Raw genomic sequence first — 12,777 nt, forward strand, 5'->3', positions numbered from 1 at the left:
GCCTGACCGTTGCGGTTGCCAGCCACCTTCACGGCCATCGCCGCATTCCAGTAAGAGGACCAAGCCCGCCGGACAGACCGGCGGCATTCGGCAAAGGAGCTTTGCCATGTTCAGCACTTCGTCCCGCACTCTGCGCATCGTCTGCATCCAGGCCAACCCCACGGTCGGCGCGCTTCAAAGTAATTTCGACATCGTCCGCCGCCACCGCGAGCGGTATCGCGGCAAGGCCGATTTGCTGGTGTTCAGCGAGTGTTTCGGCACCGGCTATCCGCTTCAGGATCTCGTGCTGCGTCCGGGCTTCCGGCGCGATTTCCGCACGGCGCTCGATGCGCTGGCCGGTGAGATGCGGGGCGACGGCGGACCCGCAGTGCTGGTCGGCGGCCCGCTCGACGGCGCCTCACTGCCCTACAATGCAGCCTTCCTCATTGAGACCGACGGATCGATGAAGGTCGTGCTCAAGCACACGCTTCCAAACGACGAGGTCTATGACGAGAAGCGGGTCTTCGCCCCCGGCCCGGTGCCCTCACCCGTCGATTTCCGGGGCTTCCGCCTGGGCATCGCCATCTGCGAGGATTTCTGGCACGGCAAGGTCGCCCAGGCCCTGGCGGCCGAGGGTGCCGAGGTGCTGATCGTGCCGAACGGCTCGCATTTCAGGAACGGAAAGCAGGCGGTCCGGCTCGCCATCGGCCGCCGCACGGTCAAGGCCAGCGGTTTGCCGGTCCTCTACGTCAATCAGGTCGGCGGGCAGGACAGCTTGGTGTTCGACGGAGGCAGCTATGCGATGGACCGCGCCGGGCTGGTGCTCGCCCAGGCCGGCTTTCGGGAATGCGACTTCGACATCACGCTGGAACGCGGCGAGGACGGAGGCGTGAATCTGCGTCGCGGCGACGTCCTCGGCATGCTGCCGAACGGCTATCCCGACGAGACCGAGGCGATGTACCGGGCCCTGGTGCTGGGCTTGCGCGACTACGTGAACAAGAACGGTTTTCCCGGCGTGGTGCTCGGTATGTCGGGCGGCATCGACAGCGCCCTGTCGGCCGCCGTCGCGGTGGACGCGCTGGGCGCCGACCGCGTGCTGCTGGTGCGCATGCCGTCGCCCTACACCTCGGCGGAGAGCATGGAGGATGCCGAACGGGCCGCGGCTCTGCTCGGCACCCGCCTGCTGACCGTGCCGATCGCGCCGGCGATGAACGCCTTCGACGGCATGCTCGCTCCGGTCTTTGCCGGCCGGCCGGTGCCGGCGGACGACACGACCTTCGAGAATGTCCAGGCGAGGGCGCGCGGAATGACCCTGATGGCCCTGTCCAACCGGCTTGGGCTGATGGTGCTGAGCACCGGCAACAAGAGCGAGATGAGTGTGGGCTATGCGACCCTCTACGGTGACATGTGCGGCGGCTATTCGGTGCTGAAAGACGTCTACAAGACGGTCGTCTTCCGTCTGGCGCGCTGGCGCAACGCGCACATCCCGTCCGGCCTGCTCGGTCCGCGAGGTGCCGTGATGCCCGGCCGCATCATCGTCAGGCCGCCGAGCGCCGAACTGCGCGCGGGGCAGACGGACGAACAGGCCCTGGGCGCCTATGAGCATCTGGACGCGGTGCTGGCGACCATGGTCGAGGGACTGAATGGCGCCGATCGCGCCGCCGAACTGGCGAGCGCTGCGGTGGGACAGCCGATTTCCGTCGCCTATGCCGAGCGCATCGGCCGGATGACGGCGCGTGCGCAGTACAAGCGCGACCAGAGCCCTCCGGGTGTGGTCGTCACCGAACGGACCTACGGGCCGGGCTGGCGTCTGCCGGTCACCAATCACTACGGGCTGTGACCCGGTCAGCGAGAACAGGAGGTTTCAGCCATGCTCGTCAATTTCAGCGGCCGCGCCCACAACCACAATTTCGCCACCGACTTCATCGTCCGCTCCCTGCTGGACACCGACTGGTACAAGCTGGCGATGCTGCAGTTCATCTGGCGGCATTTCCGCGACGTGAAGGTCCGCTTCAGCCTGATCAACCGCACCCGCTCGGTGAAGCTGGCCCGGATCATCGACGAGGCCGAACTGCGCCGCCAGCTCGACAATGTGCGCTCGCTGCGCCTGAAGCGGTCCGAGGCGATCTGGCTGCAAGGCAACACCTTCTACGGTCAGCGCGGGATTTTCCGTCCCGAGTTCGTCGCTTGGCTCGCCGACGACTTCGCCCTGCCCGACTACCGGCTGTCGGAGGAGGACGGCCAGTGGCGCCTGGATTTCGAAGGGTCGTGGGCGATGACGACGATGTGGGAGATCTACGCCCTCAGCGTCATCAACGAACTGAAGACGCGCGCCGCGCTCGCCAGCATGACCGAGACCGAACTCGACATTCTCTACGCCCGCGCCAAGGTCCGTCTGTGGGACAAGATCGAACGGCTGCGCCCATTGGAGGATCTCAGCCTCTCCGATTTCGGCACGCGGCGGCGCCACAGCTTCCTCTGGCAGGAATATGTGGTGGAAACGATGGCGGCCGAACTCGGCCCGCGCTTCATCGGCACCTCCAACACCCATCTCGCCATGAAGCACGACCTGGAAGCCATCGGCACCAACGCGCACGAGCTGCCGACAACGGTCGCGGCGCTGGCCCGGACCGATGACGATTTGCGGGTGGCGCAGTACGACGTGCTTCGGCTGTGGCAGGAGACCTATGGCGGCGCGATGCTGGTATTCCTGCCGGATACCTTCGGATCGACGCAGTTCCTGCGGAACGCGCCGGAGTGGGTGGCGGACTGGACCGGCATGCGGGTCGACAGCAAGGACCCGGTGACGGCGGGCGAAGAGTATATCGGCTGGCTGCAGCGCCACGGCCGTGATCCCCACGAAAAGCGCGTGCTGTTCAGCGACGGGCTGGACGTCGAGGACATCCTGCGGCTCCACCGGACTTTCGCTGGCCGCATTCGCGATGGCTACGGCTGGGGCACCCTGCTGACCTCGGATTTCCGGAACTGCCACCCGCGCAACGGACAGGGGCTCGATCCGCTGAGTCTCGTCTGCAAGGTGACGGCGGTCGAGGTCGACGGCGCCTGGAAGGGGGCGGTGAAGCTCAGCGACAATTACGAGAAGGCCACCGGACCGGCCTCCGAAGTCGCCCGCTACCGTGCCATCTTCGGCACCGAGGGCGTCGCCAACGTCCCGGTGCTGGTCTGAACCGGAGGAGACGCATCATGACCGAGACCATCATCAGCCCGGCCGCCGCGCTGGAGGCCGTCGCCGCCGCCCTGCCGGTGCGCAGGACCGCCGTCCCGTTGGCCGGCAAGCGGGTTGGAAAGCTCGACGTCGATCCGGTGAAGGGGTTCGCCGCCATCGGTGGCGGCAATCTGGCGCCGCCAGCGGCCAACGCCCAGATCAGCCGCATGATCGCCGAGATTGACCGCACCGACCGGCTGTTCATCGAGGCCGGCTATCCCATCGCGGTGTTCCTCGACACCCATGAGCCGGGCAAGCCCGAGTACCCCTATCCGCCCCACTGCGAGGCCGGCACTGGCGAGGAGAATCTGGTCGAGGAGCTGTCCTGGCTGGACGGCGCCCCCAGTGTCACGCTGATGCGAAAGGACTGCATCAACGGCGTCGTCGGGACGACCGACCTCGCGACCGGCCGGAACCGGCTGTTCGACTGGATCGCCGCCAACGGCATCGAGACGCTGGTGGTGGACGGCATCTGCACCGACATCTGCGTCCTTCAGGCGGTGCAGGCCCTGCTGTCGGCACGCAACCACGGCATGACCGGGCCGCTGCGCGAGATCGTGGTGTATGAGCCGGGATGTGCCACCTACGACCTGCCGCTGGACACCGCGCGCGGCCTCGGCCTGCCCGACACCGCGGCCCACCCGCAGAGGGTCGCCCACCACATCGGGCTGTACCTGATGCAGGCGAGCGGCGCGGTGATCGCCGACGATCTGCTCATGCAGACCCCGTGACCGCCTGCGTCGTCAGGCCGACGCGATCATGTGCGGGACGAAGCGGCTGGTGTTGCCGGTGATGAGCGTGCGGTCTTCACGGATCCCCAGGCCGCATGCCGTGTCGCCGGCCATCCAGACGCCGAAGACGGCATGGTTGCCGTCGGACTCCGCCAGCGGCGTGTAGGCTTGGTAGACCCAGCCGTCGTCGACATAGGGTCCCTCGGTCTGGGCGATCGGCTGGCCGACCGGGAAGCCGGCGGCGTCGAGGGTGGCGATGCTGACATTGCTGCCCTCGCGGCCGAGCAGCGGCTTCGCCACCACAATGCTGCCGGCTGGAAAGCCGCTGCGGTCGAGCGCCGTCTGCAACAGGTTGGGATGGCCGGGATTCAGCTCCCACAGCAGGGCGAACAGCCCCTTCGATGCCATCACCATCTTCCAGGCCGGCTCGATCATCCGGATCCGCCCTTGAGCGGCGGCAGCCACCAGTTCGCGGCCGGTCTCCTCGCGGATCATCCAGTCCCAGGGATACAGCTTCATGAGGTGCCGGATCGGCAGACCGGCATCGTCGAGAAAACAACCGGAGGCGTCGTCGTAGCGGATCGCCTGGATCGGCATCGCCTTGGTGGTCATGCCGGCGCGCAAGGCCAGGGTCTGGAGATAGGCGATGGTCGCCTCGTCCTCCGGATGCGGCATCAGGCAGGCGAAATGAACCGCCTCCGCCTGCGATTCCAGTGCTGGAAAAGCCCGCATCCGCGCCTGCCAGCGCCCGACCAGAGCCTCCTCCAGGCTGTTGAACTGATCGGCTTCCGGATAGGCATTCTGAAGCCAGCACCATTGAGCGACGGCGGTCTCGTAGAGCGAGGTCGGCGTCTCGGCGTTCAGCTCCAGCGCCTTCGGCGGCCCGCCCTTGCCGTCCCACGCGAAATCGAAGCGGGCGTAGAGCGCCATATCCCGCCCCTCACGCTCCGCCCAACTCGCCTCGATGGCCGGGGCGGCCCAGCGGGGAAGTCCGACCGCTTCGTACAGGCCCCGTGTCACGACATGGCCGACCGCCTGCTCGCACAGCCGGTAGACCTCCTCGGCGGCAGCCTCCAGCGTCTCGATTTCGGCGAGAGAGAAGCGCCAATGGGCGCTTTCGTCCCAATAGGCCGTGCCGTCGGCATCGGTATGAAACGGAAAGCCGATCTCGTCGAGCTTGGCCTGCCACTGCGGGCGGGGCGCCGTCGGCACGCGCTCCATGGCCTCAGCTCCCCGAAAAGCCGCGCGACGATCCGGTCGAGCCGAAGCCGGCGCTGCGCCCGGTCGTGGTAACCGTGAAGGACTTGCCGGCATTGCCCGAGCCCGGCCGGTAATAGGAACCGGAACTGGAGGCCGCACCGCCGCTGCCCTGCCGAATCTCGTCCCGGCGCTGCGGCGGCAGCGGCGTCTCGGCGATCCGGGTGTTGCCGCTGCGGGCATAGCCCTGGCGGTCGAAATAGACCGGCTGGGCGTAGCCACCTGTCAGGCTGCGGCCGATCATGAAGCCGACCAGGGCCGGAACGAAGACGTTCCCCACGCTGCTTCCCCCGCCTTCGTTCGCCCCCTCATTAGCCGGCGTGCAGGCGCCGTCGCCCATCTCCGCCTCGCAGGCCTCCCGGCTGGCGAAGCGGGGGGCGCCCGCCCGATGCTCGTCACGCGCAGCGGCGAAGGCCGCGGCACAGTCGCCCGCCGGCATCTCGGCGGTGCAGGCTTCGACGGAGGGATAGACGGTCGCCTCTTCAGGGCCGTCCTCGCCGCAGGCGACCAGGATCGGGCTGATGCCGCCCAGCAGCAGGGCCGCCACGGTGCGCGAGCGCTTCATTGGGAAACCGTCCTTCAATCAATAAGTCAGCGAGCCATAGTTCAACAGCCCGACCGCTATGGAGAAGCTGGCGAGCAGGATGCCGTAAGCGGTGCGGTCGGCTTCGACACCGGCACGGAATTCCGGCAACAGCACGCGCGAGCCGATGACGTAGGCCAGGAGTTGCGACACCAGCGCGATCATTCCCCACACCGCGAGATCGACGATGCTGCTGGTGTGGGATGCGACACTCGTCAAAGGCAGGGCGAAGCCGATCATGGCGCCGCCCAGGGTGAGGGCCGCGGTCGTGTTCCCCTGACGGACCAGGGCCAGGTCGCGATAGGGGGTGACGGCGGTGTAGGCCAGGATGAACAGTAGCAGGAACCCCAGCATCACCAAGGCGAAGAGCAGATATGACGGCAGGGTTGTCAGAGACTGGAGAACCGAGGTCATACCTTCATCCAACGTTGCATCACCACCCCACAGCGTTGCATCGTTTGCAGACGTCCGACAAGGCCGGACGGGCCGGCAGCGGTCGAACCAAGCCGGATCATAAGTGGTAAACCTCCGGGCAGCGGCGCGGAGCCAGAGACCTATCCTTTTTCGCCGTTGCGCACATGAAATGGCCTCGTCACCTTGTGAGTGAACATTCATTCACATGGAGGCGTCATGTCCACCGACGTTCGCCACAAGGTCCGCGATGCCGCCATCGCGCTGTTCGCCCAGAAAGGGGTGAAGGCGACGACGGTCCGCGACATCGCCCGCGCCGCCGGGGTGTCGGAGGGGGCGCTCTACCGCCACTGGCCGAGCAAGGAGGAACTGGCGGCCGACCTGTTCGCGGCGGAATACACGGCCATGTCGCAGAGCCTGCGCGACGCGGCCGGCCACGGCCCGGCGCCGGAGCGGCTGCGGCGGGTCATCCACCATGCCTTCCATCTGGCGGAGGCGGCGCCCGACCGCACCCGCTTCCTTCTGCTGTCGCAGCATGAATCGCTGCCCCTGGTGCCACAGGGCCAGGAGACGCCGGTCGACGTGATCTGCGGCATCGTCGCCGACGGGATCGCCGAGGGCAGCATCGTTCCGGCCGACCGCGACGCACTGTCCCACATCGTCATCGGCGCCATCGTGCTGAACGTGCAGTCGCAGGTCTACGGCCGGCAGAAGGCGCCGCTCGCCACCCTCGCCGGCCCAATCGCCGACGCGATCCTCAACGGGATTTCCAGAACCGGAGCCGGGCAATGAACGCTTCCGCCCTTCTCGCTTCGCGGCGCTTCCTGCCGCTGTTCCTCGCCCAGTTCCTCGGCGCTTTCGGCGACAATGTGCTGCGCGGCGCCATCGCCGTGCTGGCGGTGTACGGCGTGTCCGGGAATGGCGCCCTGAGCGGGGCGATGGTCTCGACGCTGGCGGCGGGCGCCTTCACCCTGCCCTTCCTGCTGCTGTCCGCCACCGCCGGCCAGCTGGCCGACCGCTACGACCGCACGCTGATCGCCCGCGCCGTCAAGCTGGCGGAGATCGGCCTGATGGCCGTGGCGTCCTGGGGCATCGTCGCCGCCGATCTGCCCGTCCTGATCATCGCGCTGGTCGGCATGGGCGCCCATTCGACGATGTTCGGGCCGGTCAAATACGGCCTGCTGCCCGACCTGCTCGCCCCGTCCGAGCTGACCGCCGCCAACGGTCTGGTCGAAGCCGGAACCTTCGTCGCCATCCTGTTGGGCACCATCGCCGGCGGCTCGCTGGCCCTGCTCCATCCCTGGGCGGTGCCGGGGCTGCTCGGCGCTTCCGCCGTGCTGGGTCTGGCCGCGTCGCTGTTCATCCCGCGCGCCGGCAACGCCGACCCGGCGGTGCGCGTCGGGCTGAATCCGCTGTCGGTGACGGTGCGGGTGCTGCGCTCGGTCGCCGGCGACAGGGCGTCGATGCGGGCGATCCACGGCATCTCGGTGTTCTGGGGCGTCGGCGCGGTGGTGATGGCGCAATTCCCGTCCATCGCCCGCGAGACGCTGGGCACCGACAGCGGCGGCGCCACCCTGCTGCTGGCGGTGTTCGCCGTCGGCGTGGCGGCCGGATCGATGTTTGCCGGCCTCAGCCACCGCACGCCGTCCACCGCCGACGCCGGCCGCGCCGCGCTGGCCGGTCTGGTCGCCGCCCTGGCGGGTGCCGCCCTGCCCCTGCTGACGCCGGCAGTCCCCGCGGCGGAGCCGCTCTCGCCGCTGGCCCTGCTGGCCCAGCCCTGGGCGCTGCCGCTGCTGGCCGATCTGTTCGTCATCGCCGCCGCCGGCGGGGCCTTCGCCGTTCCGCTCTATGCGCTGATCCAGTACCGGGCGGCGGCGGGAACCCGCGCCCGCGTCATCGCTACCGCCAATGTGGTCAACGCGCTCTACATGGTGGCCGGCTCGGCCGCTGCCGCCGCGATGCTGGCGCTGGGCTTCTCGCCGCTGGCGGTCGCCTCCGTGGGCGGTGCCAGCATGCTGGTCGCGGTGGTGATGGCGCTCGCCGTCGATGCCCAGGCGCTGATGCGCGCCGTCTTCCGCGGCCTGTTCCGACTGGCCTTCCGTGTCGAGGTACGCGGGGCGGAGCATCTGGCCGGTCTCGACGGTGCCGCCGTCGTGACGCCGAACCACCAGTCCTTCCTGGACGGCGCGCTGCTCGCCGCCTTCCTGCCGGGCATGCGCTTCGCGGTCGATACCCACATCGCCAAGCTGGCACTGGTCAAGCCGTTCCTGGCGATCGCCGACCATGTGACCATCGACCCGACCAACCCGCTCGGCACCCGAATCCTGGCCCGCGCACTCGCCGACGGCGACAAGGTCTGCGTCTTTCCGGAGGGGCGGATCACCGTCACCGGGTCGCTGATGAAGATCAACGGCGGCCCCGGCATGCTTGCCGACAAGGCGCGCTGCCCGGTGGTGCCGGTCTGCATCGAGGGCGCCCAGCGTTCGATCCTGTCGCGCATGCATGGCCGGCTGCGGCTAGGCCTGTTCCCGCGGATCACCATCACCGTGCTGCCGCCGGTCATGACGCCCGAGGTTGGCGGCCCCAATGGCGGTCTAATCGGCAAGAAGCGGCGCGCCGCCCTGAAGTCCTGGCTTTCGCGCGTGATGACGGAGAGCGTCTTCGCCGCCCGCCCGCGGCCCGAGACGCTGATGCTGGCCCTGCTCGATGCCCGGGCCAAGACCGGGGCGCGGGAGGATGCCGTCCAGGACGGCGACTTCTCCACCCTGTCCTACCGCGCGCTGGCGGCCCGTGCCCTGGTGCTTGGCCGCATCCTGACCAAGGGCACGGACGCGAACGAGCCGGTGGGCGTGCTGCTGCCGACCGCCTCGCCGACGGCAGCGGTGTTCTTCGGCCTCGCCGCCCATGGCCGGCCGGCCGCCATGCTGAACTTCACCGCCGGCCATGAGTCGGTGAAGGCCGCCTGCCGCGCCGCCGGGGTGCGCCGGATCGTCACCTCTGCCCAGTTCGTCGAAAAGGCCCGCCTCGGCGCCCTGGTCGAGACGCTGGCCGCCGACCACGCCATCATCCATCTCGAAGACGTCAAGGGCGGGCTGCGGCTGGGCGACAAGCTGCGCGCTTTGGCGGCGCTGGTCGCCCCGGAGCGGCTGCTGCCGCCGCAGGGAAGCCGCGACGACATCGCCGCCATCCTCTTCACCTCCGGGTCGGAGGGACCGCCCAAGGGCGTGGCGCTCAGCCACGGCAACCTGCTCGCCAACATGGCGCAGGTGGCGTCGGTGGTGGACTTCAACCGGCAGGACGTGGTGTTCAACTGCCTGCCCGTCTTCCACTCCTTCGGCCTGACCGGCGGCATGCTTCTGCCGATCCTGAACGGCGTGAAGACGGTGCTCTACCCCAACCCGCGCCATGTCCGGCTGATCCCTGAACTGGTCTACCAGACCAACGCCACCGTCCTGTTCGGTACCGACTTCTTCCTGAACGCCTGGGCGCGGTCCGCCGATCCCTACGACTACCGCTCGCTGCGCCTCGTCTTCGCCGGGGCGGAGCGTCTCCAGGACGAGACCCGGCGCGTCTACACCGAACGGCTGCGCGTCCATCTGCTGGAGGGCTACGGCACCACCGAGACCGCGCCGGTGATCGCCGTCAATACCCCTGCCCGCTTCCGCTCCGGCAGCGTCGGGCAGGCCCTGCCCGGCATCGAGACCGAGCTGGTGCCGGTGCCCGGCGTCGATGCCGGCGGGCGGCTGCGGGTGCGCGGGCCGAACGTGATGAAGGGTTACCTGCACGCCGACCGTCCCGGCGTGATCCAGCCGCCGGCCGATGGTTGGCACGACACCGGCGACATCGTCGAAATCGACGCCGACGGCTTCATCCGCATCGTCGGCCGGGTCAAGCGCTTCGCCAAGTTGGCGGGCGAGATGATCCCGCTCGGCCTCGTCGAAGAGCTGGCAAGCCTCGCCGATCCGGACGCCACGCACGCCGCCGTCGCCCTGCCCGACGCCAAGCGCGGCGAGCGGATCGTGCTGGCGACGACCAGCAGCGCGCTGTCTCGCGACGCGCTGGTCGCCGCCGCAAGGACCAGGGGAGCACCCGAGATCGCCATTCCGCGCGACATCCTGCGCATCGACGCCGTCCCGCTGCTGGGCACCGGCAAGACCGACTATCCGGCCGTGACGCGCTTCGTCGCCGACATCGCCGCCAAGGAGCCTGCATGATGGAAACCTCCGCAACCGCCGCCAAGGCTGCCGCCGACCGGCGCCCCATCGCCACCCGGTCGGCCCGCTGGGCGCAACGGCTGGCGGCGTGGCTGACCACGACGCCCGTGACTCCCAACCAGATCTCTTTGCTGTCGGCGGTGTGGGCGGCAATCGGCGGCGCGCTGCTGCTGCAGGGTGGTGTGCTGGCCTGGATCGGCGCAGCGCTGTGCGTCCAACTGCGCCTTGTGTGCAACCTGCTCGACGGCATGGTCGCGGTGGAGGGCGGCAAGGGATCGCCGGTCGGCGCGCTCTACAACGAGATCCCCGACCGCGTCGCCGACACCGCCTTCCTGGTGCCGTTGGGCTACGCCGCCGGCCTGCCCTGGCTCGGCTGGGCGGCGGCGCTCGCCGCCATGATGACCGCCTATGTCCGCACCTTCGGCGGCGCCCTCGGGCTGGCGCAGGATTTCGGTGGCGTGATGGCCAAGCAGCGCCGCATGGCGGCTCTCACCGTCGCCCTGCTCGCCCAGGCGCTCGAGCATGCGCTTTGGGGGACGAGGTACAGCCTGCTCGCGGCGGCCTGGATCATCATGGCCGGCAGCCTGCTGACCGTCGCGACGCGCACGCTCGGCATCGCCCGCCGCCTGAAAATCCAGCATCCGAACGCCCAACATCTGGAAGCCCATAAACCGGAGGCCCGGTCATGATCCCTCTTTTCCAACCCGCACTCCGCCATGGCCTGCTCGGACTGACCCGCCTGCTGGTCGGCGCCCGCGCGAGCTGGGAAGGCAGCGCTCCCGTGGATGTCCCGCGCATCTACTTCGCCAACCACACCAGCCACCTCGACACGCTCGCCGTCATGGCGGCCCTGCCGGCGAAGCTGCGGGCACGCACGCATCCGGTGGCGGCGCTCGACTATTGGGGCGGCTCGGCCCTGCGCCGCGCGGTGGCGGTGGGTTGCCTGAACGCGCTGCTGGTCGACCGCACCGGCAAGGCGACGGCAGAGGTGATGGACGCCATGGCGGCGGTGCTGGAAAGCGGACAGTCGCTGATCCTGTTCCCTGAGGGAACCCGTGGCGACGGCACCGTGGCTCCGTTCAAGAGCGGCCTCTATCATCTCTCCCAACGGGTGCCGAATGCCGAACTGGTGCCCGTCTTCATCGAGAACCTGCACCGCGTGATGCCGAAGGGTATGCCGCTGCTGGTGCCGCTGATCTGCACCATGCGCTTCGGCGCACCCCTGGAACCGGTCGCGGGGGAGGAAAAGGCGGCCTTCCTGGAGCGGGCGCGCGATGCGCTGGTGTCGCTGTCCGGGCCCAAATCCCAATCCAATCCCCAGTCCAACTCCCCGTCCTCTGGCCAACGGACCGCCCAATGAGCAGCGTGATGACCGCAGTGACGAGCTTCTTCACCACCACCGACCCGCTGTTCCTCTGGCTGTCGGGCGCCGCCCTGGGCCTGCTGGTCGTCGCCACCCTGATCGGCGCCGTCCTGGCCTATCGCGTGCGGACACCGGCCGGGCGCGACACCGTGCGCAACCTGAACGCCCGCATCCGTTCCTGGTGGGTGATGGTGGCGCTGTTCGCGGCGGCGATGCTGCTGGGCAGCGTGGTGACGCTGGTCCTGTTCACCCTGCTCTCCTATCTGGCGTTGCGCGAGTTCCTCACGCTGACGCCGACCCGGCGCGGCGACCATGCCGGGCTGTTCCTGTCCTTCTTCGTGGTCGTGCCGCTGCAGTACTGGCTGATTGGGGTCGGCTGGTACGGGCTGTTCTCGATCTTCATCCCCGTCTACGTGTTCATGGCGCTGCCGTCGCTGTCGGTGTTGGGCGCCGACGCCACCGATTTCCTGACCCGCACCGCCAAGGCGCAGTGGGGACTGATGCTGGCGGTCTACTGCACCAGCCACGCGCCGGCCCTGCTGTGGCTCGACATCCCGGGCTACCGGCTGCCCAGCGCCCTGCTGCTGCTGTACCTGATGACGGTGGCGCAGCTGAGCGACGTCTTCCAGTATGTCTTCGGCAAGCTGTGGGGCAAGACCCGGCTGTCGCCCGGCATCAGCCCGTCCAAGACGGTAGAGGGGCTGATCGGCGGCGGGCTGACCGCCGTTGCCATCGGCACCGCGCTGCACGTCATCACGCCCTTCACGCCGCTCCAGGCGGCGGGGATGTCGCTGACGATCGTGACGGCGGGATTCTTCGGCGGCTTCGTCCTGTCGGCAATGAAGCGCGACCTCGGGGTCAAGGATTGGGGCACCATGATCGAGGGTCATGGCGGCGTCCTCGACCGCCTCGATTCCATCGTGTTCTCGGCACCGCTGTTCTTCCACCTCACGCGCTACTGGTTCACCTGACCAAGCTTCCCGCTCCACAACGCCCGCGCGCCCTGTTCGTGG

11 protein-coding genes are annotated in these 12,777 nt (G+C 68.8%); 8 read left to right on the forward strand and 3 right to left on the reverse strand.

Features of this window, described 5'->3' with window-relative positions:
• The first annotated feature begins 106 nt into the window (after positions 1-106).
• From FZ938_RS18695 to FZ938_RS18705, 3 genes are read left to right on the forward strand one after another with little or no spacing between them, the layout of a single operon-like run.
• The gene (locus tag FZ938_RS18695; protein ID WP_149199956.1) at positions 107-1,819 is read left to right on the forward strand and encodes an NAD+ synthase; all 1,713 of its coding nucleotides are present in this window, start codon (positions 107-109) and stop codon (positions 1,817-1,819) included.
• A 30-nt stretch (positions 1,820-1,849) separates the two neighbouring features.
• Complete coding sequence (locus tag FZ938_RS18700) at positions 1,850-3,166, forward strand: nicotinate phosphoribosyltransferase (RefSeq protein WP_149199957.1); 1,317 nt, start codon at positions 1,850-1,852, stop codon at positions 3,164-3,166.
• 17 nt (positions 3,167-3,183) lie between these two features.
• Complete coding sequence (locus FZ938_RS18705; protein WP_149199958.1) at positions 3,184-3,936, forward strand: isochorismatase family protein; 753 nt, start codon at positions 3,184-3,186, stop codon at positions 3,934-3,936.
• Positions 3,937-3,948: 12 nt separating this feature from the next.
• On the opposite strand, the gene FZ938_RS18710 is transcribed toward FZ938_RS18705, so the two are convergent.
• Genes FZ938_RS18710 through FZ938_RS18720 form a run of 3 tightly spaced genes read right to left on the reverse strand, consistent with a single transcriptional unit; the run spans position 3,949 to position 6,190 of the window.
• Positions 3,949-5,157, reverse strand: coding sequence for a glutathionylspermidine synthase family protein (locus FZ938_RS18710; protein ID WP_149199959.1), 1,209 nt, complete (start codon positions 5,155-5,157; stop codon positions 3,949-3,951).
• A gap of 4 nt (positions 5,158-5,161) precedes the next feature.
• Positions 5,162-5,758, reverse strand: a complete 597-nt coding sequence (locus FZ938_RS18715) for a DUF1190 domain-containing protein (RefSeq protein WP_246457370.1) — start codon at positions 5,756-5,758, stop codon at positions 5,162-5,164.
• 18 nt (positions 5,759-5,776) lie between these two features.
• Positions 5,777-6,190, reverse strand: coding sequence for a DUF350 domain-containing protein (locus FZ938_RS18720; protein WP_149199961.1), 414 nt, complete (start codon positions 6,188-6,190; stop codon positions 5,777-5,779).
• Between the two features lie 216 nt (positions 6,191-6,406).
• On the opposite strand from FZ938_RS18720, the gene FZ938_RS18725 reads away from it, so the two are divergent.
• Genes FZ938_RS18725 through FZ938_RS18745 form a run of 5 tightly spaced genes read left to right on the forward strand, consistent with a single transcriptional unit; the run spans position 6,407 to position 12,735 of the window.
• A complete protein-coding gene (locus tag FZ938_RS18725; RefSeq protein ID WP_174757141.1) occupies positions 6,407-6,979 on the forward strand; it encodes a TetR/AcrR family transcriptional regulator in 573 nt (190 codons plus the stop codon).
• Positions 6,976-10,401, forward strand: a complete 3,426-nt coding sequence (locus tag FZ938_RS18730) for an acyl-[ACP]--phospholipid O-acyltransferase (RefSeq protein ID WP_149199963.1) — start codon at positions 6,976-6,978, stop codon at positions 10,399-10,401. The genes FZ938_RS18725 and FZ938_RS18730 overlap by 4 nt, the downstream gene beginning before the upstream one ends.
• Positions 10,401-11,090, forward strand: a complete 690-nt coding sequence (locus FZ938_RS18735; RefSeq protein ID WP_149200007.1) for a CDP-alcohol phosphatidyltransferase family protein — start codon at positions 10,401-10,403, stop codon at positions 11,088-11,090. Before FZ938_RS18730 ends, FZ938_RS18735 begins: the two co-directional genes overlap by 1 nt.
• Complete coding sequence (locus tag FZ938_RS18740) at positions 11,087-11,761, forward strand: lysophospholipid acyltransferase family protein (protein WP_149199964.1); 675 nt, start codon at positions 11,087-11,089, stop codon at positions 11,759-11,761. The genes FZ938_RS18735 and FZ938_RS18740 overlap by 4 nt, the downstream gene beginning before the upstream one ends.
• An 8-nt stretch (positions 11,762-11,769) precedes the next feature.
• Complete coding sequence (locus FZ938_RS18745) at positions 11,770-12,735, forward strand: phosphatidate cytidylyltransferase (RefSeq protein ID WP_149199965.1); 966 nt, start codon at positions 11,770-11,772, stop codon at positions 12,733-12,735.
• The last annotated feature ends 42 nt before the right edge of the window (positions 12,736-12,777 follow it).

Origin of the sequence: Azospirillum oryzae (assembly GCF_008364795.1) — a bacterium.
GTDB lineage: Bacteria > Pseudomonadota > Alphaproteobacteria > Azospirillales > Azospirillaceae > Azospirillum > Azospirillum oryzae.